23 protein-coding genes are annotated in these 23656 nt (G+C 59.8%); 18 read left to right on the top strand and 5 right to left on the bottom strand.

Annotated elements, in window-relative coordinates; all coding sequences use genetic code 11:
• Positions 1-19 precede the first annotated feature (19 nt).
• The 4 genes from ACR3EK_RS11515 to coxB form a co-directional block, all read right to left on the bottom strand.
• On the bottom strand, positions 20-595 hold the full coding sequence (locus ACR3EK_RS11515; RefSeq protein WP_093962748.1) for a cytochrome c oxidase assembly protein: 576 nt from the start codon (positions 593-595) through the stop codon (positions 20-22).
• Positions 595-756 carry a hypothetical protein gene (locus ACR3EK_RS11520; protein ID WP_170337538.1) on the bottom strand — a complete coding sequence of 54 codons (162 nt, stop codon included), beginning with the start codon at positions 754-756 and terminating at the stop codon, positions 595-597. The genes ACR3EK_RS11515 and ACR3EK_RS11520 overlap by 1 nt, the downstream gene beginning before the upstream one ends.
• Entirely contained in the window at positions 753-1709 is a 957-nt protein-coding gene (cyoE, locus tag ACR3EK_RS11525; RefSeq protein WP_093962749.1) for a heme o synthase, read from the bottom strand. The genes ACR3EK_RS11520 and cyoE overlap by 4 nt, the downstream gene beginning before the upstream one ends.
• Before the next feature lie 82 nt (positions 1710-1791).
• Positions 1792-2703, bottom strand: coding sequence for a cytochrome c oxidase subunit II (gene coxB / locus ACR3EK_RS11530; protein WP_480633438.1), 912 nt, complete (start codon positions 2701-2703; stop codon positions 1792-1794).
• A 176-nt stretch (positions 2704-2879) separates the two neighbouring features.
• On the opposite strand from coxB, the gene tldD reads away from it, so the two are divergent.
• The 5 genes from tldD to ACR3EK_RS11555 all read left to right on the top strand — a co-directional run bounded on the left by tldD (position 2880) and on the right by ACR3EK_RS11555 (position 9870).
• The gene (tldD, locus tag ACR3EK_RS11535) at positions 2880-4301 is read left to right on the top strand and encodes a metalloprotease TldD (RefSeq protein ID WP_170358198.1); all 1422 of its coding nucleotides are present in this window, start codon (positions 2880-2882) and stop codon (positions 4299-4301) included.
• 228 nt (positions 4302-4529) lie between these two features.
• Positions 4530-5660, top strand: a complete 1131-nt coding sequence (gene dprA / locus ACR3EK_RS11540; protein ID WP_480633439.1) for a DNA-processing protein DprA — start codon at positions 4530-4532, stop codon at positions 5658-5660.
• A gap of 149 nt (positions 5661-5809) precedes the next feature.
• Complete coding sequence (gene topA, locus ACR3EK_RS11545; protein WP_480633440.1) at positions 5810-8425, top strand: type I DNA topoisomerase; 2616 nt, start codon at positions 5810-5812, stop codon at positions 8423-8425.
• Positions 8426-8539: 114 nt separating this feature from the next.
• Entirely contained in the window at positions 8540-9244 is a 705-nt protein-coding gene (locus ACR3EK_RS11550; protein ID WP_480633441.1) for a CoA transferase subunit A, read from the top strand.
• Entirely contained in the window at positions 9244-9870 is a 627-nt protein-coding gene (locus ACR3EK_RS11555) for a CoA transferase subunit B (protein ID WP_170401756.1), read from the top strand. Before ACR3EK_RS11550 ends, ACR3EK_RS11555 begins: the two co-directional genes overlap by 1 nt.
• A 50-nt stretch (positions 9871-9920) precedes the next feature.
• Here ACR3EK_RS11555 and ACR3EK_RS11560 read toward each other — a convergent pair whose 3' ends face one another.
• Positions 9921-10787, bottom strand: coding sequence for a lytic transglycosylase domain-containing protein (locus tag ACR3EK_RS11560; protein WP_170371003.1), 867 nt, complete (start codon positions 10785-10787; stop codon positions 9921-9923).
• A gap of 353 nt (positions 10788-11140) precedes the next feature.
• On the opposite strand from ACR3EK_RS11560, the gene ACR3EK_RS11565 reads away from it, so the two are divergent.
• From ACR3EK_RS11565 to ACR3EK_RS11625, 13 genes are all read left to right on the top strand, one after another.
• Positions 11141-11371, top strand: a complete 231-nt coding sequence (locus tag ACR3EK_RS11565) for a Flp family type IVb pilin (protein WP_170362941.1) — start codon at positions 11141-11143, stop codon at positions 11369-11371.
• A 256-nt stretch (positions 11372-11627) separates the two neighbouring features.
• On the top strand, positions 11628-11873 hold the full coding sequence (locus ACR3EK_RS11570) for a hypothetical protein (protein WP_480633442.1): 246 nt from the start codon (positions 11628-11630) through the stop codon (positions 11871-11873).
• Between the two features lie 278 nt (positions 11874-12151).
• Positions 12152-13033 carry a Flp pilus assembly protein CpaB gene (cpaB, locus tag ACR3EK_RS11575; protein WP_170337530.1) on the top strand — a complete coding sequence of 294 codons (882 nt, stop codon included), beginning with the start codon at positions 12152-12154 and terminating at the stop codon, positions 13031-13033.
• A 196-nt stretch (positions 13034-13229) separates the two neighbouring features.
• Positions 13230-14636 carry a type II and III secretion system protein family protein gene (locus ACR3EK_RS11580; protein WP_170362937.1) on the top strand — a complete coding sequence of 469 codons (1407 nt, stop codon included), beginning with the start codon at positions 13230-13232 and terminating at the stop codon, positions 14634-14636.
• A gap of 16 nt (positions 14637-14652) precedes the next feature.
• Positions 14653-15282, top strand: coding sequence for an OmpA family protein (locus ACR3EK_RS11585; protein WP_170401745.1), 630 nt, complete (start codon positions 14653-14655; stop codon positions 15280-15282).
• 197 nt (positions 15283-15479) lie between these two features.
• Positions 15480-16715 (top strand): CpaE/TadZ family protein, encoded by a 1236-nt coding sequence (locus ACR3EK_RS11590; protein WP_093962757.1) that lies wholly within the window; start codon positions 15480-15482, stop codon positions 16713-16715.
• 27 nt (positions 16716-16742) lie between these two features.
• Positions 16743-18194: a TadA family conjugal transfer-associated ATPase gene (locus ACR3EK_RS11595; protein ID WP_170362933.1), complete on the top strand. Its 1452-nt coding sequence runs from the start codon at positions 16743-16745 to the stop codon at positions 18192-18194.
• 11 nt (positions 18195-18205) lie between these two features.
• The gene (locus ACR3EK_RS11600) at positions 18206-19174 is read left to right on the top strand and encodes a type II secretion system F family protein (RefSeq protein WP_170362931.1); all 969 of its coding nucleotides are present in this window, start codon (positions 18206-18208) and stop codon (positions 19172-19174) included.
• 10 nt (positions 19175-19184) lie between these two features.
• Positions 19185-20168: a type II secretion system F family protein gene (locus ACR3EK_RS11605; RefSeq protein ID WP_480633443.1), complete on the top strand. Its 984-nt coding sequence runs from the start codon at positions 19185-19187 to the stop codon at positions 20166-20168.
• A gap of 49 nt (positions 20169-20217) precedes the next feature.
• Positions 20218-20754, top strand: a complete 537-nt coding sequence (locus ACR3EK_RS11610; protein WP_480633444.1) for a tetratricopeptide repeat protein — start codon at positions 20218-20220, stop codon at positions 20752-20754.
• A gap of 29 nt (positions 20755-20783) precedes the next feature.
• Positions 20784-21635 (top strand): tetratricopeptide repeat protein, encoded by an 852-nt coding sequence (locus ACR3EK_RS11615; RefSeq protein ID WP_170358176.1) that lies wholly within the window; start codon positions 20784-20786, stop codon positions 21633-21635.
• Positions 21636-21638: 3 nt separating this feature from the next.
• The gene (locus tag ACR3EK_RS11620) at positions 21639-22184 is read left to right on the top strand and encodes a prepilin peptidase (protein WP_170368829.1); all 546 of its coding nucleotides are present in this window, start codon (positions 21639-21641) and stop codon (positions 22182-22184) included.
• 117 nt (positions 22185-22301) lie between these two features.
• A complete protein-coding gene (locus ACR3EK_RS11625) occupies positions 22302-23609 on the top strand; it encodes a P-loop NTPase family protein (RefSeq protein WP_093962764.1) in 1308 nt (435 codons plus the stop codon).
• Positions 23610-23656: the final 47 nt, after the last annotated feature.

The raw sequence follows: 23656 nt of genomic DNA on the forward strand, positions 1-23656 counted from the left end.
CGTCCCTCACCTACAGGCGTTAGTTCGTGTTTGTTTCTGCCTGCGCATCCAGGGCGGCGTAGCCCTCGGGCAGGTCTATTTCATAGAATGTATACGACAGCGTGATCGTATGAACATACTGTGCTTCGGGGTCTTCCACCATTTCGGGGTCGACGAAGAAAGTTACGGGCATCTCGACGCGTTCGCCGGGCTCCAGAACCTGCTCCTCAAAGCAGAAACAGGCGATCTTCTGGAAGTATCCACCGGCGGAATAGGGCGTCACGTTGTACGATGCCTGTCCCGCAACCGGCTTGTCAGTCGGGTTGTATGCTTCGTAGAAGGCCAGACCGGTCTCACCGATGCGCACCTTCATCTCGCGCTCGACGGGTTTGAACTCCCACGGCATGTCCTTGGCCTTGGACGCGTCGAAGCGAACGGTCACCACCCGGTCGAGGATATCGTCGGGCGTGGCCTCGGCCACGCCAGTGGTGCCCCCGAATCCGGTGACCCGGCAGAACCAGTCGTAGAACGGCACGGCCGCCCAGGCCAGGCTGCCCATCAGAACAACCAGACCAACGGTCTGTGCAACGGTCTTCTGCGGTCCGCTCAAAGCCATCAGTTCTGAACCTCCTCGCTGGGCACGCCGAAATCGCTGCCCGAGACCTTGACGATGGTCAGGCCGAAAATGATCACGATGAACGCCGCCAACGTCAGCCCAACACCCAGGTTGCGGCCGAAACGACGCTGGTGCAGTTCATGGCTTTTACGCAGGCTCATGACCAGCCTCCCAACCCGTAGGGTTTCAGCAGCGCCTCGGCGAGGATCGCGCCAAAATGCAGGAACAGGTACAGCAGCGACAGCTTGAAAAAGCTGCGCTCGACCTTGAAATTGTCCGCCTCCGCGTCGTCCTCGGTGCGGCGCGAGATGGCCCATGCCCCCCGCAGGAACAGAGCGTTCAACACCACGGCCACAGCCAGGTAAATCGGCCCACCGATACCCGAGAACGCGGTGCCCACGGCCAGCAGAGCCAGCAATGCGGTATAGACCAGAATATGGGTCCGCGTGGCGCGGCGTCCATGCGTTACGGTCAGCATCGGCACGCCCGCGTCGTCATAATCCGAGCGCATGAACAGCGCCAGCGCCCAGAAATGCGGCGGTGTCCACATGAAGGTCAGGGCAAACATCAGCCACGGCTCGAGCGTCATCGAACCCGTGGCGGCAACCCAGCCGATTACCGGTGGGAAGGCGCCCGCAGCGCCACCTATCACGATGTTCTGCGGCGTCAGGCGCTTGAGCCACATCGTGTAGATCACGACATAGAAAAAGATGGTAAAGGCCAGAAACGCGCCCGCGAACCAGTTGGTCGCCAAACCCAGCATGATCACCGACAGACCCGACAGAGCCAAGCCCAGCGCCATCGCCTCGCCGGGCTCAACCTTGCCCGACGGGATCGGACGGCCCTTGGTGCGCTTCATCACCTTGTCGATATCCGCGTCCCACCACATGTTCAGCGCGCCCGAGGCGCCGCCGCCGATGGCGATGAACAGGATGGCGCAAAAGCCGACGAACGGATGTACCGGCACAGGTGCGGCCAGCAGACCTACCAACGCGGTGAATACGACAAGCGACATCACCCGCGGCTTGAGCAGGGCGAAATAATCGCCAAAGCCGGCCTCGTCCGCACGGGATTGTGCGGCAAGTGTGCTGGCATTGATGCTCGCGTCGGTCATGTCAGGTCCTTGTGGTGCGAAAGCTGCGCGAAACCCGCGCAGCCTGTCCTTGGTTTCGATCGGGCCTCAGGCCCCGGGATCGTCAGTTCGAGGCGATCTGGAACGGCGCCGGCTGGCCGGCATATTCGTCCAACGCGCCCTGCAGCCACTCCTGGTAGGCTTCTTCGCTGACAACTTTGACGGTGATCGGCATGTAGGCGTGGTCCTTGCCACACAGCTCGGAGCACTGGCCGAAGTAAATGCCTTCCTTGTCGGCCTGGAACCACAGCTCGGCCAGACGGCCCGGAACGCCGTCCTGCTTGACGCCAAACGCGGGGATCGTCCACGAGTGGATCACGTCAGCCGCGGTGACCTGCATCACAACCACCTTGTTGACGGGAACCACGACGGCGGTGTCGGTGGCCAGCAGCCACTCATCCTCGCTGTAGCCGGCATCGGCCAGCTTGGCGCGCATCGCATCGTCCAGAACGAACGGGGTAACATCCGCATCGGCGGGGCGTGCACCTTCGTCCAGGGTGGCCGGGTGACCCAGCAGGTAGCTGTCGAACGCAAAGTCGTGATCGACATACTCATAGGTCCAGTACCACTGGTTGCCGGTCACCTTGATGACGACATCACCCTCGGGGATTTCCTGCTGCTTGAACAGCACCGGCAGCGAGAACGCACCGATGAAAACCAGGATCAGGATCGGGCCGATGGTCCAGGCGATTTCGACCGGGGTGTAGTGCGAGAACCGCGCCGGGGTCGGGTTAACACGCTGGTTGTAGCGCACGATGCAGTATACCAGCAGGCCTGCGACCAGCAGACAGATCGCGGTGATGATAACCAGAATCATACCATCAAGGCGGTGGATCCCTTCGGCCAGGCTGGTGGCCGCCGGCTGGAAGCCCATGCCGCCGTCGACCGGCTTGCCGATGATCTCAAGATCCTGAGCCATGGCGGGAAGGCTGGAGAGGGCTGCGAACACCCCCGAAAGCATCAAAGCATTCTTCATTTTCTGTCCTGATCGTTTGATCTTTGCGTCTCTGGCGAACAGGTGTGAATCGGTCACACCTCTCCCGTTGTCTTTGGCCGCGTTAAAAACCATATTCCGGGAGGTAGATAAAGCAAAATGCTTGCGTCAAACAGACGCTATTTTTGATCTGGATCAAACGCGAAAGGCCGCAACCCATGACTCAAGCCCCGTTTCGCCCGTTCGAGACTGCATTGCCGCATGACGAGGCGCTGGCCGTACTGCGCTCGGCCACCGCTGGGGCCGAAGACGGCGAGCTGTTTGTAGAGCGTCGGAAATCCGAAACACTTGCCTTTGACGATGGGCGCCTGCGCACCGCATCTTACGATGCGTCCGAGGGATTCGGGCTGCGTGCCGTGCAGGGTGATGTGGCCGGTTATGCCCACTCGACCGATGTATCAATGCCCTCGCTGAAACGTGCTGCGGAAACCGCCCGGCTGGCGGTTGGCGACGGAGGAGGCACTTTGGCCGACGCGCCAAGGCGCACTAACAAACAGCTTTATACGGATGCAGACCCAATCGAATCCGCCAGCTTCCCGGTCAAGGTCGAGACTCTGCGCGAAATCGACGGATTTGCGCGCGATCTAGACCCAAGGGTGGTTCAAGTCAGCGCCGTGATCGCCGCGTCCGTGCAAGAGGTCGAGATCCTCCGCCCCGATGGCACCATGGTACGCGACGTTCGTCCGATGACGCGCCTCAACGTGTCGGTCATCGTCGAACAGAACGGCCGACGCGAAAGCGGATCGGCCGGAGGTGGTGGCCGCGTTGGTCTGGACGGCCTGATTGACCCGTCCGATTGGCAGGACAAGGTCCGAGAGGCGCTGCGCATTGCTTTGGTCAACCTTGACGCCGTTGCCGCTCCGGCCGGCGTGATGGAAGTCGCATTGGGCCCCGGCTGGCCCGGCATCCTGCTGCACGAGGCCATCGGGCATGGGTTGGAAGGAGACTTTAACCGCAAGGGGAGTTCGGCCTTTGCCGGGCTGATGGGGCAGCGGATCGCCTCCAAGGGCGTGACCGTGGTGGATGACGGGACGATCCCGGATCGTCGCGGATCGATCACCGTGGATGACGAGGGGACACCGAGCTCGCGCACCGTGCTGATCGAAGACGGCATCCTGACTGGCTACATGCAGGACCGGCAGAATGCGCGCCTGATGGGCGTGTCCCCCACCGGCAACGGGCGCCGGCAAAGCTATGCGCACAAACCGATGCCACGCATGACCAACACGATCATGCTGGGCGGCGATGCCAACCCGGCGGATCTGGTGGCCGAGATCAAGGACGGCATCTGGGCCGTGGGTTTCGGCGGCGGCCAGGTCGACATCACCAACGGCAAATTCGTGTTCAGCTGTACCGAGGCCTACCGGGTCGTGAACGGCAAAATCGGCGCGCCGGTCAAGGGCGCAACGCTGATCGGCGACGGTCCTTCAGCGTTGAAACGTATCCGGGGTCTGGGCAACGACATGGCCCTGGATCCCGGCATGGGAACCTGCGGCAAGGACGGTCAGTGGGTGCCCGTGGGTGTGGGTCAACCCACAGTGCTGATGGAGGGGCTGACGGTCGGAGGATCGGCCGCCTGATGCGAATCGCGCGCCTTCGGCCGGCACCATGGTTAATCCGTGCTGCCGGCCACAAAAGGAATGAACCGTAGCGCATCGAAATAGGCGGCCTGAGAAAAGTTATTACTTTCAAATATTTGCGCACCCATTCCGCGAAACCCACACTGGAACACGCTAAAATTTTCTGCGATTCACAAGCTGTTAACCCGTCACGCCGTAAACCAGTTCTGCAATCAGGCGGAGCGACGGATGACCGAAGAGCAGCTTTCTTCCAATCACCCCCCACTCCCACCCACCACGGAAGAGGACCGGTTTTCCTGGCTTCGCCTGTTGCGCTCGCGCAAAGTTGGCCCGGCAACGTTCCGGCGCCTGATGCACGAACATGGCTCGGCGCAGAATGCGCTGGCCGCATTGCCGGAATTGGCACGCGCTGCCGGAATTGAAGGGTATGAAATATGCCCGCCCGGCGTCATCGAGGCGGAACTCAAGGCCGCAAAAACCGCCAAAGCGCGGCTTTTGTGCCTTGGGGCCGCCGACTATCCTATGGCACTGACCGATCTGAACGATGCCCCTCCTCTGCTTTGGGCAATAGGCGACGTTTCGGTGCTTCAGCGCCCGATGATCTCGCTTGTCGGCGCCCGCAACTGTTCGTCCTTGGGAACCAGGATGGCGCGGGCTCTGGCAGGTGGTCTGGGTGAGAGTGGCTATATAGTCGTCTCCGGACTGGCCCGCGGCGTCGACACCGCCGCGCATCTGGCCACGCTGCAAACGGGAACCGTTGCGGTCATGGCAGGTGGCGTCGACATCATCTATCCGGCGGAAAACAAGGAACTGGCGCGCGACGTCGCAACCAGAGGGCTGCGCATCTCCGAACAACCAATGGGCGTGACCCCGCAGGCCCGCCACTTTCCTCGCCGCAACCGGATCATATCAGGGCTGTCTCAGGCCGTCGTCGTCGTCGAGGCTGCCGCCAAGTCCGGCAGCCTCATCACGGCGCGCGACGCACTGGACCAGGGACGCGAGGTTCTTGCCGTGCCCGGCCATCCGTTCGACGCCCGCGCCGCCGGCTGTAATCTTCTGATCCGCGAAGGCGCCACACTTGTGCGCTGCGTGCAGGATGTAATCGACGCCCTGCCCCCGCAGCCGCGCAGAGCGCCCGAACCTGTCCCCGACACGGCGCCCGTCGCGCAGACAATCACTCCTCCCGAGGCGCTCCACGCCCGAATCCTGGAACGGTTGGGGCCTTCGCCCTTGGCCGAGGACCAATTGATCCGAGATGTCGAGGCGCCTGCCAGCGTGATCGGCCCCGCTTTGGTCGATCTGGAGCTGGATGGTTTGATCCGTCGCCAACCGGGCGGGTTGCTGAGCCTCGCCGTTTGATCTGCCGAGGTGGTTCCCACCCGGGCAAACGGTCTCAATTAGGCCGGATTTCGGGCCTTTCAGACTGTGCATTGACAAATCCATCTTGCCCTACACATTTTGCACGGCCATAGAAGGCGCCCAATCCGTCGAGCGAGGTTTTTAACTAAATGCCTGTAGTTGTTGTAGAATCCCCGGCCAAAGCAAAAACGATCAATAAATACCTTGGCCCCGACTACACGGTCCTGGCCTCGTACGGCCATGTTCGCGACCTGCCTCCGAAGGATGGATCGGTGGATCCCGACCACGAGTTTTCGATGACTTGGGAGGTCGGCACGGACAGCCGCAAACACGTCAAGGCCATCGCCGACGCGCTCAAGGACGACAACGCGCTGATCCTGGCAACCGACCCCGACCGCGAGGGCGAGGCAATCAGTTGGCACCTGCAGGAGGCGCTTACCAAACGCCGCTCGATCAAGAAGGATACGGCCGTCAGCCGCGTGACGTTCAACGCCATCACCAAGGATGCGGTGACCAAGGCGATGCAGAACCCGCGCGAGGTGGACATGCCGCTGGTCGAGGCGTATCTGGCCCGGCGCGCATTGGATTATCTGGTCGGCTTCAACCTGTCGCCGGTTCTGTGGCGCAAGCTGCCCGGCGCGAAATCGGCCGGACGCGTGCAATCGGTCTGCCTGCGCCTGATCGTCGAGCGCGAGATGGAGATCGAGGCGTTCAAGCCCGTCGAATACTGGTCGGTCAAGGCGCTGTTCGAAACGCCGCGCGGCCAGACCTATGAGGCACGGCTGGTCACGCTGGCCGGCAAAAAGCTGGACAAGCATGACATCGCCAACGCCACCCAGGCCGAACTGGCGGTACAGGCGATCACCAGCCGCGCGCTGAGCGTGACCTCGGTCGAAGCGAAGCCGGCCGCGCGGAACCCCAGCGCGCCGTTCATGACCTCGACCCTGCAGCAGGAAGCCAGCCGCAAGTTCGGCATGGGCGCCCGCCACGCGATGCAGGTGGCGCAGCGTTTGTATGAGGCCGGGCACATAACATACATGCGAACCGACGGCATCGACATGGCCCCCGAGGCCGTCGCCGCCACGCGGGACGCGATCAAGGACCGGTTCGGTACCGAATACGTGCCGGACAGCCCGCGCATGTACAAGAACAAGGCCAAGAATGCGCAGGAAGCGCACGAATGCATCCGGCCCACGGACATGACCAAGGATGCGGCCGCCCTGAAACTGTCGGATGACGATCAGCGCAAGCTGTACGATCTGATCTGGAAACGTACGATCGCCTGCCAGATGGCCGCTGCGCGGCTGGAACGCACGACCGTCGAAATCGGCAGCGATGACGGTCAGGTGGGGCTGCGCGCCACCGGTCAGGTCGTGCTGTTCGACGGATTCATGCGCGTCTACGAGGAAGGCCGCGACGATGTCGAGGACGAAGATGACAAGCGCCTGCCCCAGATCATGCAGGGTGATCCGGCGCGCTTTGCCAAGACCACGCTGAAGGATCAGTTTGACAAGGCCACCGCCGACGGCGCGGACAAGAAGGCCATCCTGTCGGAAAACCAGGCGGTTCTGGCGCTGCAACACCACACCCAGCCGCCGCCGCGCTATACCGAGGCGACCCTGGTCAAACGGATGGAGGAGTTGGGCATCGGGCGACCCTCGACCTATGCCTCGATCGTCACCACGATTCAGGACCGCGGTTACGTCCGCAAGGACAAGAATCGCCTGATCCCCGAGGAAAAGGGCCGGATCGTCACGATCTTCCTGCTGAATTTCTTCCGTCAGTATGTGGGTTACGAATTCACCGCCAACCTCGAAGAGCAGCTGGACGAGGTGAGCGCCGGCGCCCGCGACTACAAGGACCTGCTGTCCAAGTTCTGGCGCGATTTCTCGGCCGCGATCGCCGAGACGTCCGAGCTGCGGATCTCGGAAGTGCTCGACAAACTGGACGAGGCGTTGGCCCCGCAGCTGTACCCCCCGCGCGAGGATGGCTCGGATCCGCGCATCTGCCCCAAATGCGGGGTCGGACGGCTGCATCTGAAGACCTCGCGGACCGGCGGATTCGTGGGCTGCGGGAACTATCCCGAATGCACCTATACCCGCCCCATCGCCGGCGAAGGCGCCGAGGGCGAGGAACGTCTGCTGGGCATGGATGGCGAGGATGAGATCTGGCTGAAATCCGGGCGCTTCGGCCCCTATGTCCAGCGCGGCGAAGCCACGCCCGAGAACAAGAAACCGCCGCGCGCCTCTTTGCCCAAGGGCTGGAACAAGGATGACATGGACCTTGAGAAGGCGCTGACCCTTCTGAGCCTGCCGCGCGAGATTGGCGAACACCCCGAGGGCGGTATGATCAGCGCCAATTTCGGGCGCTTCGGTCCCTATATAATGCATCAGCTGCCGGATGAGGCGAAGCCGGTCTATGCCAACCTCAAGGATCCCAACGACGTGTTCGAAATCGGCATGAACCGCGCCGTCGAACTGTTGGCGGAAAAGCGCGCCAATCCCGGGCGGCGTGGACGGGCTGCGGCCAAACCGCTGAAGGAACTGGGCGAGCATCCCGATGGCGGCGCGATCCAGGTTCTGGATGGGCGTTATGGGCCTTATGTGAAGTGGGAAAAGGTCAACGCGACCCTGCCCAAGGACATCAAGCCCGAGGACGTAACGCCCGAAATGGCGGTGGAACTTGTCAATGAGAAGGCGGCCAAGAAAGGCACCCGCAAAAAGGCCGCGCCCAAGAAGAAAGCCACCAAGAAGAAAGCCGGCTGATCCCGGCCCCCGCGGGCGGTTAGGTAGAAATACCACCCGCCCGCAGGTTTCATTGACTTCCCAATGACGTGGCGGCACAACCTGCCCATCACCATGTCATTGGGGGAGTTTTCCATGAAGAAAGTCTATGCCAATGCCACCGAGGCCCTCGATGGGATACTTCGGGATGGCATGCTGATCGCGGCCGGCGGGTTCGGCCTGTGCGGCATTCCCGAATTGCTGCTGCAGGCGATCAAGGAATCTGGCGTGAAGGATCTGACCTTTGCCTCGAACAACGCAGGCGTCGACGACTTCGGCATCGGCATCCTGCTGCAGACGCGGCAGGTCAAGAAGATGATCAGCTCGTATGTCGGCGAGAACGCCGAGTTCATGCGCCAGTACCTGTCGGGCGAGCTTGAGCTGGAATTCACCCCGCAAGGCACCCTGGCCGAGCGCATGCGCGCCGGCGGCGCGGGCATCCCGGGCTTCTACACCAAGACCGGCGTCGGCACCGTGATCGCCGAGGGCAAAGAGCACAAGGAGTTCAACGGCGAGACCCACATCCTCGAGGAAGGGATCTTTGCCGATCTGGCCATCGTCAAGGCATGGAAGGCCGACGACACCGGCAACCTGGTGTTCCGCAAGACCGCCCGCAACTTCAACGTGCCGGCCGCGACCTGCGGTAAGATCTGTGTGGCCGAGGTCGAAGAGATCGTGCCGCGCGGTTCGCTGGACCCCGACTGCATCCACCTGCCCGGCATCTATGTGCACCGGGTCATTCAAGGTCAGCACGAGAAGCGCATCGAACAGCGCACCACCCGCAAGAAGGAGGAAGCGTAATGCCCTGGGACCGCAATCAGATGGCCGCGCGTGCGGCCGAGGAACTGGAAGACGGCATGTATGTGAACCTCGGCATCGGGATTCCGACGCTGGTGGCGAACTATGTGGGCGACAAGGACATCACCCTGCAATCGGAAAACGGCATGCTGGGCATGGGCCCCTTCCCCTATGAGGGCGAAGAGGACCCCGACCTGATCAACGCCGGCAAGCAGACCATCACCGAACTGCCCCGCACCGCCTATTTCGACAGCGCCACGTCCTTTGCCATGATCCGCGGCGGCAAGATTGCGGCGGCGATCCTTGGCGCGATGGAGGTCGACGAGAAAGGCGATCTGGCCAACTGGATGATTCCGGGCAAGCTGGTCAAGGGCATGGGCGGCGCCATGGACCTGGTGGCCGGGGTCGGACGGGTCATCGTGGTGATGGACCACACCAACAAGCACGGCGACAGCAAGGTGCTGAAGGAATGCACCCTGCCGCTGACCGGCAAGGGCGTGGTTGACCGCATCATCACCAACCTGGGCGTGCTGGACGTGGTCGAAGGCGGGTTGAAGATCGTCGAACTGGCCGATGGCGTCAGCGAAGAAGAGATGCGCGCGGCGACCGAGGCGACCATCGTCGGCTGACTTCTGAGCAAACAGAGAAACCGAAAGGCCCGCCAATCGGCGGGCCTTTTTTAATTCATGGACTGAAAGACGCACCCGTCGGAAATCAGCATCGGCGGAGTGGCACACAACGCTCGGGCCACCTGGAAGGCGGCAAGAACCTTGGGGACATAGTCGCGCGTTTCAGCATAAGGCGGAACGCCATTGTGCTTTCGCACCGCGCCTTCACCGGCGTTGTATCCCGCCAGGACGAGAATCGGGTCGTCGTTGAACTCACCCATCAGCCAGTCCAGGTATTTCACGCCGCCGGCGATGTTCTGTTCCGGCAACATGCTGTCGGTCACGCCGAACCGCTTGGCCGTGGCAGGCATCAGCTGCATCAAACCCTGTGCTCCGGCCGAGCTGACGGCAGTGGGGCGACCGCCTGATTCAACGGACATGACCGCAAGGACCAGCGCTGGCGACACTTTTGTTCCCACAGTCGTACGGAGAATATCGACCCCGCGCTGCTCGACGATCTTCTGAAGGTTCTGCAGCCGCGGAGATGAAATCTGGGTCGCCGCCAAAGCCTGCAGGGCTTCGTCAAGGCGGCCGGGGCCGGCTCGGGTCATATCCGGCGATACCTTGTCCCAGAACGCCTTGTACGCGCCCACGGGGGTCTTTTTCTTCATTATGTCCGGAAAGGCCGCCGGAGGGACTTTGGTCCGGGCTATGATATCGGGCACGACCAAATCGGGGCCCGTGCTGGGCGCTGAAGGTGTTGATGCGTGTTCTTGCGGACTGATCTGTACCGTCACTCGCGGGCGTTCCCCCGCTTTGGGAGCCTTGATCCGTTTGTAAACGCCGCGTGGCTCGATATCCGCAGCAGGTGCCGGAGCCGCCACGGCAACCAGCAACGCCAAAACGCCGGCGCATGTCAGTGCGTCCCGGAAAATCATTTCTGCCTGCCTCATCTGTTCTTTTGAGTTGATTTGATACGCGAATCTTCCCGCAAGGCCAGAAAAACAAAGCGAATTGGGGCGGTTTTGCCTCATTTGGCACAATTTTGCACCGCCGAAACAGCGTGGCGGGTTGGTGTGGAAAAATTTTTATTATTTATTTCAATAAGTTAACATATTGGTGACCAAAAAGTTAAGCCTGAGGCAAAAAATTCGTTGTTTGGCCCAATTCCTGCCACGCACGAGGGGCAAACATAGTGCCATACCGAGACGGTCATGAGCCGACTGAGAGATGAAGCTCTGAAAGACCCCGAGGTTTTATTGACTTTTTGATCCTTTAGGAGGGACGTAACATGATCAAGTTCATCAAGAACTTCCGCAAAGACGAAGACGGCGCCGTAACTGTTGACTGGGTCGTTCTGACCGCAGCCGTTGTTGGCCTGGCAGCCGTTGCTTACCAGCAGATCGAAGGCGGCGCAGTTGGCCTGGCAACCGACGTGAACACCGCTCTGTCGGGCGCGACGATCAGCACCGGCGACAGCGGCACCACGGCAGGCGGCATCACCGCGGCTGGCACCAACTAAGCTGACTACATCCCAATCGGGATATGAGGCCGCGCCCACGGGCGCGGCCTTTTCCTTTTCAGGACAACACACCCTACCCGTCAGATTTCAAGCATCAGGCTTAGCATAGCCCACCTTTGGCCCAAATTCCGCCACGGAGACCGCATTTAAATTTTTGGAAATAGGCTATTAGGTGCCCGCAAGAATTTTGGTCGCTATCGGAAACCGAAAATGAGCGGATTCACTCTGTGAGAAGGGACGCGAAATGATCGAGTTCATGAGGAACTTCAAAAAAGATGAAAACGGTGCGATCACCGTCGATTGGGTTGTTCTGACTGCGGCCGTTACTGGCTTGGCAGTTATTGCCTACGCTTTGATCCAGGGCGGGACCGAGAGCTTGGCTGACGATGTCGAGGCGGCCCTTTCCGACTCGGCGATCAACATCAGCACCGGCGACAGCAACACGGCAGTTGGCGGCATAATCACCGGCGGATCCAGCGGCAGCGGGTCCGGCGGCAACTAAGTTATTGAAACTTAGTCAGCCGGTCTTCTGACAACCGCGCCGGCCGGGCGCGGTTGTTCGCGTTTGCACCCTACCCTTCTCCGCACCGCACAACCCATGCTGGGATACAGCAGACGCCACGTCACGAGATGCTGGTTCGCAACGTTCTGTGCCAATAAAACAACGAAAAATATCCATTTGTCCCACATTTCGACACAATTCCGATTTAGGAAATATGCTGTTTCAATGTCCTGCCCGGACCGGTACAGGTCCGGCCAGAGCAATAAAGAGGTATACGCATGCGAGCTGTATTTGGTCTTGTCCTGATCGTCGGGGTCGCCCTGGCTGGCGGTGCGGTCTATATGGCCCGCAACTATATTGCCGAGTATCAGAACGCCCTGGCGCGTGAACGGCAGATGGCCGAAGAGGCCCTTGCCAACGCCAAGGTCGACGTCGTTCCAACCGTCGGCGTGATCGTATCTGAACGTCCGCTGAAATACGGCGAGCGCCTGACCCAGGAAGATGTGCGCGTCGTGGAATGGCCTGAGAATGCGGTTCCGGAAGGTTCGTTCACCGATATGACGGCTCTGTTCCCGGAAACCGGCAACAATGAACGCTTTGTTCTGCGCACCATGGAAAAGGACGAGGCCATCATGGAGGTCAAGATCACCCGGCCGGGTGAGCTGGCCGGCCTGACCTCGCGTCTCGAAAAAGGTATGCGCGCATTCGCCATCAGTGTTGATGTTGCCTCGGGCGTTTCGGGCTTTCTTCGCCCCGGCGACGTTGTTGATGTGTACTGGACCGGATCGCTGCGCAGCGCGGTCGAAGGGGCAAACGGGGAAATCACCCGCTTGATCCAGACCAATATCGAGTTGATCGCTGTCGATCAGACGGCGGGATCGGATGTGACCGGCACGACCATTGCCCGGACCGTCACCGTTGCCGCCACGCCGGAACAGATCGCGGCCCTAGCGCAGGCGCAAAACACCGGACGCCTGTCTCTGGCCTTGGTCGGGGTTCAGGATGAAACCATCGCAAGTGCGATTGAGGTTGACCAACGCAAACTGTTGGGAATCGAAGAAGCAGCCCCCGCACCGAAGAAAGAGGCAGAGAAGGTCTGCACCATCCGGACTCGCCGCGGCGACCAGATCGTTGAGACCCCGATCCCCTGCACAAACTGACGCCCATTCAGAGCGTTACCATGCCCGAGCCGCGCATAATGCGCGGCTCGTTTCGTTTGGGTTGTTGCGCATTGTCCACATAAGGAAAATTCCAGAAACCCTTGATTATTGCAATAAATCCGGAATTCGCGCAAAGTTCCTCACCATAGGGCATAAGACCCAAAAAAATAGAGTGGTGATCGGAGAGGCAGGTCACATGACAATACGTTCCTTGATTGGTTCGACCCTTTTGGGGTTGGCCCTAGTTCTGAGCCCGGTCGGCGATTCCGCCTGGGCCCAAAATCTTCGCGTGGTCAAAAAAGGCACGGCGGAAACGCTGGATGTGCCCATGAACCGCGCCATCGTGGTTGAAAGCGAACAGCCGTTTGCAGAGCTCAGCATCGCGAATGCCGGCATTGCGGACATCTCGTCGCTTTCGGACCGCACAATCTACGTCTTGGGCAAGGCACCAGGCATGACGACGCTGACACTGTTTGACGGCGCCGGAAACCTGATCACGAACGTCCGCGTTCGCGTTGCGCCCGATGTGACCGAATTCAAAGAGCGCCTGCGCCAGATTCTGCCAAATGAGCGAATCGAAGTGCGTACCGCCAATGACGGCATCGTTCTCTCGGGCACGGTCTCCAGCGCAGCCAAACTGGCACGTGCTCTGGAACTGGCCGAACGCTATGCGCCCGAGCGTGTGTCGAACCTGATGAATGTCGGCGGCGTACAGCAGGTCATGCTGAAGGTCCGTTTTGCCGAGATGAACCGGTCGGTCGCCAAGAACCTGTCCGCCTCGCTTGGTTTTTCCGGCGGTGACGCGACCGGTGGTATCAACACGCTGAACAACCAGTTGTCCCTGAGCAACGCGTTGGCCAACAACATCCCGGCGGTTCAGTCGAATACTGGCGCGATTCTGTTCGGCTTTGGCGCAGGCTCCACCCAGGTCCGGCTGCTGCTGGAAGCGCTGGAAGCCAAGGGTCTGGCCCGTAGCCTGGCCGAGCCCAACTTGTCGGCACTGTCCGGGCAGGAAGCAACCTTCCTCGCCGGTGGTGAAGTGCCGATTCCGGTTCCCCAGGATGACGGTGTGGTTGCCATTGAATACAAGGCCTTCGGTGTGGAAATCGACTTCGTTCCGCGCGTTGTCGACGGTGACCTGATCAACCTTGAGATGGCGGCGGCGGTGTCCAACATCGACACCAGTTCGAACTTCACCATCAACGGTGACACGGTCCCCAGCTTCATCACGCGCCAGACCAGCACAACGGTCGAACTGCGAGATGGTGAGAGCTTTGCGATCGCCGGCCTGATTCAGGACGATTTCAGAGACCTGAACAACCAAATCCCGTGGTTGGGTGACGTACCTGTTCTGGGTGCATTGTTCCGCAGCGCGGAGTACCAGCGCGAGCAGAGCGAACTGGTGATCATCATCACCGCGCATCTGGTTTCCCCGACCCGCGGCGAAGCCTTGGCGCTGCCGACCGACCGTGTGAAGCCGCCCAGCGAATTCGACCTGTTCATGAACGGCAGAACTGCCCGGACGGAACGGGTTGGCAATGGAGCCGCATCGGAAGTCGCCAAGCAGGACTTTGGCAATTCCTACGGCTACGTCCTGGATTGATAGGGAGGACAGACCAATGCAGAAGTGGATCATCACACTGGGTCTTACAGTCGCTGTCGCCAGCTGTACCCGTGAGGCCGGTTACGAAGTGGACCAGGGCGCATTCGGCAACGCAACGCTGAACAACATCCAGGTCATGAACGGCGAGTTGACCTATGGCCAGATCCTAGCGCAGCGATTCGCTGCCGAGGTTCCGACCCAGATCAACTTTGCTTTCGACAGTGCGCAGCTGGATTCGGCAGCACGCCAGATTCTGTTGTATCAGGCGAACTGGATCAAACAGTTCCCCGAAGCACGTTTCCGCGTGTACGGCCACACCGACGCCGTCGGATCCCAGTCCTACAACAACAGTCTAGGTCTGCGCCGCGCGCAAGCAGTCGTCAACTTCTTCGCGCAACAGGGTATCTCCCGCTCGCGCCTGGAAGCTCTTGTTTCGTATGGCAAAACGCAGCCACTGGTGGCCACTCCCAATCGGGATCGCCGCAACCGCCGCACCGTTACCGAGGTGTCGGGGCTGGTCGATCGCCACCCCAACATCCTGGATGGCAAGTATGCTGACGTCGTTTATCGCGAGTACATCGAAAGCGCGACATTCAAGAGCCAGCTGCGCCGCGAAACGAACATCGGCGACACCAGCGAACAATAATCAGAAATTGGGCGGCATCGTCGCCCAATTCCCTACAATTGGTTTTTTTGCGCCCAATTCTTGCCCCACTTCCACGCAACATTGTGAACAATTGGGTGACCTGCGGCCAGAATTGACCGCTTAGGGCGACAGCAAGCTGAAACACGGACTGGTATTGTATCGACGTTTGCTGCGCTCTCACGACGAGGATTGTGTTAATGACGAGCGCAACGCCGCAAAACGACGACACCGGCATTCTGGCCTGTACCATCAGCCGAGATGTCCAGAACTTCGACCTGTTGATCGAAGACATGGAAGCCGCTTTGGGCGAGCGCTGGGGTGACCTTGGCTTTGCCGAGGCCCTTGCCTTTTTCAGCCAGCCCGAAGCTGAGTCACTTCAATTCGTGGCCCTGGCGATCGACGGTGAGGACGAGGATAATCTGACCTTGATGGGTGAGATCATCACCCAGGCCAAGGAAAAGAAGATCAAAGTCGTCCTGATTGCCGAGGACGTGACCCCCGCCGCTCTTCATCAGTTGCTGCGCAAGGGGGCCGATGAATTCGTCCCCTACCCTCTTCCCGAGAACGAACTGCAGGAAGCGATCGACCGCATGAATGCGCCCGAACCTGTCGTGACTCCGCAACAGGTTTCCGTCCCGCTGGCCTCAGGAGCTTCGAAAGAAGGCGCTTTGTTTGTTGTTCAGGGCTTGGCCGGCGGCGTCGGTGCAACGACTCTGGCCGTGAACCTGGCTTGGGAATTGGCCACCGTATCGCAAAAGGATGCACCCAAGGTCTGCCTGATCGATCTGGATCTGCAATACGGAACCATCTCGACCTATCTGGACCTGCCCCGCCGTGAAACCGTGTTCGAAATGCTGTCGGACACCGTGGCCATGGATGACGAAGTGTTTGGGCAGGCTCTGCAGACATTCGACGAAAAGCTGGATGTTCTGACGGCCCCGACCGACATGGTGCCTCTGGATATTCTCACGCACGAAGATATCCAGCGGGTGATCGACATGGCCCGCAAGCACTACGACTATGTCGTGGTCGACATGCCGAAAACGCTGGTGCACTGGTCCGAGACCGTTTTGCAGGCCGCGCATGTCTATTTTGCTCTGATCGAACTGGATATGCGGTCCGCTCAGAACGCGTTGCGTCTGAAACGCGCCCTTCAGGCCGAGGAATTGCCGTTCAACAAGCTTCGCTTTGCGTTGAACCGCGCACCCAAGTTCACGGACCTGAGCGGCAAAAGCCGCGTCAAGCGCATGGGTGAAAGCCTGGGAATCTCGATTGACCTGCAGCTGCCGGATGGCGGCAAGCCGGTCATGCAAAGCGGCGACCATGGTCTGCCTTTGGCCAGCTCGGCCGGCAAGAACCCTCTTCGCCGCGAAATCGCAAAGCTGGCTCAATCCTTGCACAGCCTCGGCAGCAACAGCGCCGAAGCGGCATAACGAAGGCTATTAGGGGGAGAAACCGCCGTGTTCTCACGTTACAAAAAACCATCAGGTGCGCAGCCGGTTGCGACCCCTGCGCAAGCCCCCAAGGCCGCCGAAGCCCCGGCTGCTCCGGCAGCGGCACCGTCGTCGTCCACCGCGATTGCCCGCAAACCGGTGGCCAAAACCGCCGCGGAAGCCAAGGGCAACGACCGCGAACGCAAGCGCAAGGAACGGCTGAGTGAAATCAAGATCGAGCTGCATCGGGAACTTCTGGAAAACCTGAACCTGGCGGCTCTGGAAAACGCAGCCGAAGCCGAACTGCGCACCGAAATCAGCGCGATTGCGAGCGAGGTTCTGGAAGCTAAGAACATCGTTCTGAATCGCGAAGACCGGACCCAGTTGAACAAGGAATTGTACGACGAAGTCACCGGTCTGGGTCCGCTTGAAACACTGCTTCAAGACGACTCGGTCAGCGATATTCTGGTCAACGGCCCGCATCAGATCTTTGTTGAACGCTTCGGCAAGCTCGAATTGAGCGACGTATCGTTCAAAGACGAAAAGCACCTGATGCGGATCATCGACAAGATCGTGTCCGCCGTTGGTCGCCGGGTCGATGAATCCAACCCCTATGTTGACGCCCGTCTGCGCGACGGGTCTCGTTTCAACGCCATGGTTCCGCCGATCGCGGTGGACGGGTCCCTGGTTTCCATCCGGAAATTCAAGAAAGACAAGCTCGGCATCGACGACTTGGTCAATTTCGGTGCGTTTACCGAAGAAATGGCCGCGTATCTTCAGGCCGCCGTCTCCACTCGTCTGAACATCATCGTGTCTGGTGGTACGGGCTCGGGTAAGACGACCACGCTCAACGCGCTGTCCAGCTTCATCGATGACGCAGAACGCATTCTGACCATCGAGGACACGGCGGAACTGCAGCTGCAGCAGACCCATGTGGGCCGGATGGAAAGCCGCCCGCCCAACGTGGAAGGCAAAGGCGAAGTCAGCCCGCGCGACTGTCTGAAGAACGCCCTGCGGATGCGCCCTGACCGCATCATCGTGGGCGAAACGCGCGGCGCCGAGGTGATCGACATGCTGCAGGCCATGAACACTGGCCATGACGGCTCGATGACCACGATCCACGCCAACTCGGCCCGTGACGGTATCTCGCGTCTTGAAAACATGATCGCGATGGCCGGGATCGAAATGCCGATCAAGGCCGTACGCAGCCAGATCGCAAGCGCTGTGAACCTGATCGTCCAGGCCAGCCGTCTGCAGGATGGTTCGCGCCGTATGACCTCGATCACCGAGATCACGGGCATGGAAGGTGACGTAATCTCGATGCAGGAAATCTTTAAATTCCAACGAGTTGGCCTGACGCCCGACAACAAGATCATTGGTCATTTCACGGCCACCGGCGTTCGCAGCCACTATTCCGAACGGTTCCGTCTGTGGGGGTATGACCTGCCCGCATCGATTTACGAACCGACGACAATGTAGGAGATCAGGGCATGCAACTGCCAACCGAGGCGCTCATCTATGTCGCGATCTTCGTCGGGGTTCTGGCGCTGGTCGAAGGTATCTACCTGGTGGCTTTCGGCAAATCCATCAGCCTGAACAGCCGCGTCAATCGTCGTCTGGACATGATCGACAAAGGCGTCGGGCGCGAACAGGTTCTGGAGCAGCTGCGCAAGGAAATGCAGCAGCACATGAAGTCGCAGAGCATTCCGCTCTACTCGCTGTTGGCCGACAAGGCCCAGAAGGCGGCGATTGCCTTCAGCCCGCGGCAACTGGTCATGATCATGGCGCTGGTGTCCATGGTCGCGTTCATGGGCCTGAGCATCGGCACCAGAACCGACACCATCCTACGTGCGGCTCTGTCGATCGCAATCGGTGTCGGCGCTGTCTATGCCTGGGTCAATCACAAGGCCAAGAAGCGGATGGGCATGCTTGAGGAGCAGTTGCCCGATGCAGTGGAACTGATGGTGCGCTCACTTCGGGTCGGCAACCCTTTCGTTTCGACGATCCAGATCGTCGCGAACGAGGTGCAGGATCCGCTTGCGACCGAATTCGGCGTGATTGCCGACGAATGCGCCTATGGCCGTGACGTGGGCGAGGCGTTGAAGGACATGGCCGAACGTCTGGACATGCAGGATTTGCGCTTTCTCGCGGTCGCCGTTGGCATCCAGCAGCAGTCGGGCGGCAACTTGGCCGAGATCCTTGATGGGCTTGCCAAGGTGATCCGTGCACGGTTCCGTCTGTTCCGCAGGGTCAAGGCGATCACGGCCGAGGCGCAGTGGTCGGGCAAGTTCCTGTCGGGGTTCCCACTGTTTTGCCTGGTTTTCATTCTGGTCAAGGACCCCGGGTATTATGACTCGGTTCTGGACCACAAATGGTTCATTCCTGCCTGTTTTGTCGTGGGGATCATGCTGACGCTGAACCTGATCGTCATGCGCATTCTCACCAACATCAAGGTCTGAGGGCACGACCATGGAATTTCTGACCCAAATCAACGACATGCTGACGGATCAATTGGGCGAGTTCGGCCCGCTGATCGTCGTCGGCGTGCTGGGATTGTTCATGGTTCTGGTGACCATTCCGATCCTTTTGAACCAGCCGGAAGATCCCTTGAAAAAGCTGCAGCGTGCAAATGCTGCGCCCAAAAAGGAAAAGCGCGGCAAGAAGGATCAGTTGCGCAACTCGGGCCGGAACGAACAGCTTGAAAAGTTCGCGACATTCCTCGAGCCGAAAGATGAAGAAGAATACTCGGCCATGGAGCTCAAGCTGCGCCAGGCCGGTTACCGCTCGAAAGACTCCGTTCGGTTCTTCCACTTTGCGCAATTTGCGTTGGGGATCATCGGGATCGTATTGGGTGTTCTCCTGGTGACCGTGTTTTCAAACGGGCAGGAATTCACCGGTCAGCAAATGATGATCCGCGTTCTGGTACCGGGTGCCATTGGATACTACATCCCCAAATACTGGATCACGCGCCGGATCGAAGAGCGCAAGGAGAACATTACCGCGGGCTTTCCCGACACGCTTGACCTGATGCTGGTCTGTGTGGAAGCCGGTCAGTCTCTGGACCAGGCGATCGTGCGTGTGGCCGGCGAGATGAAGGCCTCCTACCCCGATATTGCCCAGGAATTCGAGATCGTCGCCTATGAGATGAAGGCCGGCAAAGAGAAGGATCAAGTTCTGCGCGATTTCGGGACGCGGTGCGGCGTCCAGGATGTGAGCTCTTTCGTGACGGTGATGATCCAATCGGCCACATTCGGTACGTCGATTGCCGACGCCCTGCGGGTTTATGCCGGCGAGATGCGCGACAAACGCGTCATGCGCGCCGAAGAAGCCGCGAACAAGTTGCCAACGAAAATGACCCTTGCCACAATGATGCTGACGGTGCCCCCGCTGCTGATCATTCTGGTTGGTCCCTCGGCAAAAGGCATCATGGACTTCAGTAACAGAGGCCAATAAGCCCATGCCCTCACGCAACCGGTGCGCCCGCTTTGGGCTCCACCGCCTAATGATAGCCACCGCGGTTCTTGCCGTGGTGGCTTCGTGTACGGACCCAAGTCTTTCGAACGGGCCTTTTGCCCCCGGCGTCGACCCCAAAGGTGGACCGATTGACGAAATTGCTGTCGGGAACCGATTGATGGCAGCCGGAGAATACGAGCTGGCCATGGAATCGTTCACCCGCGCGGCCCTGACAGAGGGGATGACCCCGGAAATCCTGACCTCGATCGGAACCGCCAATCTCGGCCTCAGGCGGCTGGGACAAGCCGAACCCCTCTTGCGACAAGCAGTCGAAGAAGACCCGGATTGGTCGGTTGCGTGGAACAATCTCGGCGTTCTGCTGATGGAAAAAGGTAAGTATGCCGAGGCCGCGCAGGTCTTCCAAAGGGCCTATGCGCTGGACAATGGCGAAAGTGACGCAATCCGTGACAATCTTCGCTTAGCGCTCGCAAAAATGGAAAATCCTGTTAATAATACACCACAAGAACAAGAATATACGCTGGAGCAGCAAGGGAACGGAGCTTTCCTGCTGCGGAAGAACCAGTAACAGAGGCAAGAGCAGTAAGGGACGCAAAAATGCGCCAACAATTCCTGATTCCGACAGTCGTCGTGTGCGGGCTGATCCTGTCTGCATGCGCAAAAGAAACCGAAGAGGAAAAGGTCGAACGCACGTTCCAGGAAGTGAACGTCATCGATGAGACGAACCTCAACGACGTGATGCTCAATGCGGCTGACCCGAACGAGGCAGTGACCTATTTCCGTGGAGCAGCCGGCAAGAATCCAGATCGGATCGATTTGCAGCGCGGCCTTGCCATTTCGCTGACTCGCGCCAAGCGCAGCACCGAAGCATCGGCCGCCTGGAAACGCGTGACCGCGATGTCCGGTGCAACGAACGCGGATCGCGTCGATTATGCGGACTCGTTGGTCCGCAGTGGTGATTGGAAGGCGGCAAAGGCAGCGCTGGACCAGATCCCCCCGACCTACGAGACGTTCAAACGCTATCGGCTTGAAGCCTTGGTGGCAGACGCCAGCAAGGATTGGAAGCGTGCGGACCAGTTCTATGAAACCGCGATCGGGCTGACCACACGGCCGGCTGGCGTGATGAACAACTGGGGGTATTCCAAGTTGACCCGCGGCCAATATTCCGAGGCCGAGCGCCTGTTCACCGAAGCCATCCGACAGGACAGTTCATTGTTCACGGCGAAGAACAACCTGGTTCTTGCCCGCTCGGCGCAGGGGAATTATTCCATGCCGGTGATCCCGATGTCCCAGACCGAACGTGCGGAACTATTGAACACGATGGGCATCTCGGCCGTGAAGCGCGGTGACATCAACACTGCCAAGAACCTGTTCCGGGAAGCCATCGCCACCCATCCGCAGCATTTCGACGAAGCGGTTCGGTCGCTCCGCGCGCTCGAGGAAGCATAAGGCATGGCAATTCCTGCAGTGGCAGCCCTGTGGTTTCTACCATTTGTGCTGCCCATCTGTTTCTATGTCGCGTTCACCGACATGCGGGAAATGAAGATCAAGAACCATGCGGTCACAGCTCTGGCGCTGGTTTTTGTGGTGGTCGGGCTGATTGTGCTGCCACCTTGGTCGGGCGAATGGGTTGGGGCCAGCATCGGGCCCTTGCAGTTTTCTCTGCCGGTCTATGCCTGGCAGCTGTTCCATCTGGTGGTCGTGCTGTTTTTTGGCATTCTTCTCAATGCCGCAGGCGCCATGGGTGCGGGCGACGCCAAGTTCTGCGCGGCTGCGGCTCCGTTCGTATGGGTTGGTGATTTCTTGCTGGTGATGGTGATTCTGATGGTCACGACGCTGGCCGCGTTTGCCACCCATCGGCTGGCCAAATACTCTCGCCTGCGCCAGATCGCTCCGAACTGGGAAAGCTGGGATCAGGGCAAGAAATTCCCCATGGGGCTGGCCTTGGGTGCGAGTCTTGGCATCTATTTGATTTTGGGCGCAATTAACGGCTCGTAAACCATCATGTCTGCGCCTTGCCCGCGCCTTGGTCCTGCCACAAAGCTGCGCCAGATTTTCCGCAAGTGGTCCCTTTCGGGACACAAGGATTGACAACTGGATATACGAGCCGCGCTCATGAACATGCAGACCTCATCCGTTATGGCTCCTCCTGCCCCGAAGGGTCTGGGGGAAATGCAGCTTCCGCTTGTTATGATGCGGGACATCCTTCTGAAGACCGTTTTCCGCAAGAATGTGGACACGGTGAGCGAGATCGCCGCCTCGATCTGTCTGCCGAGTTCGGTGACGCAGGAATTGGTCGACATCGCCCGCGAACAGAAGCTGCTTGAGGCGACTGGGACATTGAACGCCAACAGCGGCAACGAAATGGGCTATCAACTGACCGACGCCGGCAAGGCACGGGCGTTGGACGCGCTGAGCCAGTCCGAATACTTTGGCGCCATGCCCGTTCCGCTGGAAGTCTACCGCGAGCAGGTCAAACGACAGTCGATCCGGAACATCCAAGTCACGCGCGATCAGCTGACCGGCGCCATGGGGCACCTTGTCCTGCCGGACAGCCTGCTTGACCACCTGGGCCCTGCGGTCAGCGCCGGTCGCTCGATCCTGATGTACGGCCCGCCGGGCAACGGTAAGTCTTCGATTTCAAACGGAATTCGGGATGCGTTGGGTGACAACGTCTTTGTTCCGTATGCCATCGAATATGCCGGTCAGGTGATCACCGTGTACGACCCGATCGTGCACACAGCGATCGAGCAAGAGGCTGACGACCCGAACAGCCTGCGCCGCCGCAAGCGGTTCGACACGCGGTACGTCCAGTGTGAACGCCCCACGGTGGTCACGGGTGGTGAACTGTCGCTGAGCATGCTGGACCTGGTCTACAACCCCACGGCGCGCACCTATCAGGCGCCGCTGCAGCTGAAATCGACCGGCGGCATCTTCATCGTGGACGACCTTGGCCGCCAGGCCGAGCCGCCGCAGGCCCTGATCAACCGGTGGATTGTTCCGCTGGAAGAGGGCAAGGACATTCTGGGCCTTCAGTCGGGTGAAAAGTTCGAAGTTCCCTTCGACACGCTGGTCATCTTCTCGACCAACTTCCACCCGAACGAGATCTTCGACCAGGCCGCGCTTCGCCGGATCTTCTTCAAGATCAAGATCGACGGCCCGAACCAGGAAAACTTCCTGAAGATCTTCGCCATGGTGGCCCGCAAGCGCGGCATTCCGTTGGACGAAGCCGCACTGGTACATCTGTTGAAGGTCAAATACCCGACCATCAACAATGTCTATGCGAACTATCAGCCGATCTTCCTGATCGATCAGATGATCTCGATCTGCGAATTCGAGGGCATCCCCTATCAAATGAGCCCGGAATTGATCGACCGCGCCTGGGCGAACATGTTCGTCAAGGACGAGGAAATCGTTAAGTAAGACGGGCCCAAACCGCATTCCGCTTTGTCACCGGGCGGGCTAGTCTG

Source organism: Ruegeria sp. BC8 (genome assembly GCF_056535705.1).

Bases quoted from the DNA above. Each gene is read 5' to 3' on its own strand.
- ACR3EK_RS11515 (WP_093962748.1), bottom strand. From the start codon at position 595: ATGGCTTTGAGCGGACCGCAGAAGACCGTTGCACAGACCGTTGGTCTG.
- ACR3EK_RS11520 (WP_170337538.1), bottom strand. From the start codon at position 756: ATGAGCCTGCGTAAAAGCCATGAACTGCACCAGCGTCGTTTCGGCCGC.
- cyoE (WP_093962749.1), bottom strand. From the start codon at position 1,709: ATGACCGACGCGAGCATCAATGCCAGCACACTTGCCGCACAATCCCGT.
- coxB (WP_480633438.1), bottom strand. From the start codon at position 2,703: ATGAAGAATGCTTTGATGCTTTCGGGGGTGTTCGCAGCCCTCTCCAGC.
- tldD (WP_170358198.1), top strand. From the start codon at position 2,880: ATGACTCAAGCCCCGTTTCGCCCGTTCGAGACTGCATTGCCGCATGAC.
- dprA (WP_480633439.1), top strand. From the start codon at position 4,530: ATGACCGAAGAGCAGCTTTCTTCCAATCACCCCCCACTCCCACCCACC.
- topA (WP_480633440.1), top strand. From the start codon at position 5,810: ATGCCTGTAGTTGTTGTAGAATCCCCGGCCAAAGCAAAAACGATCAAT.
- ACR3EK_RS11550 (WP_480633441.1), top strand. From the start codon at position 8,540: ATGAAGAAAGTCTATGCCAATGCCACCGAGGCCCTCGATGGGATACTT.
- ACR3EK_RS11555 (WP_170401756.1), top strand. From the start codon at position 9,244: ATGCCCTGGGACCGCAATCAGATGGCCGCGCGTGCGGCCGAGGAACTG.
- ACR3EK_RS11560 (WP_170371003.1), bottom strand. From the start codon at position 10,787: ATGATTTTCCGGGACGCACTGACATGCGCCGGCGTTTTGGCGTTGCTG.
- ACR3EK_RS11565 (WP_170362941.1), top strand. From the start codon at position 11,141: ATGATCAAGTTCATCAAGAACTTCCGCAAAGACGAAGACGGCGCCGTA.
- ACR3EK_RS11570 (WP_480633442.1), top strand. From the start codon at position 11,628: ATGAGGAACTTCAAAAAAGATGAAAACGGTGCGATCACCGTCGATTGG.
- cpaB (WP_170337530.1), top strand. From the start codon at position 12,152: ATGCGAGCTGTATTTGGTCTTGTCCTGATCGTCGGGGTCGCCCTGGCT.
- ACR3EK_RS11580 (WP_170362937.1), top strand. From the start codon at position 13,230: ATGACAATACGTTCCTTGATTGGTTCGACCCTTTTGGGGTTGGCCCTA.
- ACR3EK_RS11585 (WP_170401745.1), top strand. From the start codon at position 14,653: ATGCAGAAGTGGATCATCACACTGGGTCTTACAGTCGCTGTCGCCAGC.
- ACR3EK_RS11590 (WP_093962757.1), top strand. From the start codon at position 15,480: ATGACGAGCGCAACGCCGCAAAACGACGACACCGGCATTCTGGCCTGT.
- ACR3EK_RS11600 (WP_170362931.1), top strand. From the start codon at position 18,206: ATGCAACTGCCAACCGAGGCGCTCATCTATGTCGCGATCTTCGTCGGG.
- ACR3EK_RS11605 (WP_480633443.1), top strand. From the start codon at position 19,185: ATGGAATTTCTGACCCAAATCAACGACATGCTGACGGATCAATTGGGC.
- ACR3EK_RS11610 (WP_480633444.1), top strand. From the start codon at position 20,218: ATGATAGCCACCGCGGTTCTTGCCGTGGTGGCTTCGTGTACGGACCCA.
- ACR3EK_RS11615 (WP_170358176.1), top strand. From the start codon at position 20,784: ATGCGCCAACAATTCCTGATTCCGACAGTCGTCGTGTGCGGGCTGATC.
- ACR3EK_RS11620 (WP_170368829.1), top strand. From the start codon at position 21,639: ATGGCAATTCCTGCAGTGGCAGCCCTGTGGTTTCTACCATTTGTGCTG.
- ACR3EK_RS11625 (WP_093962764.1), top strand. From the start codon at position 22,302: ATGAACATGCAGACCTCATCCGTTATGGCTCCTCCTGCCCCGAAGGGT.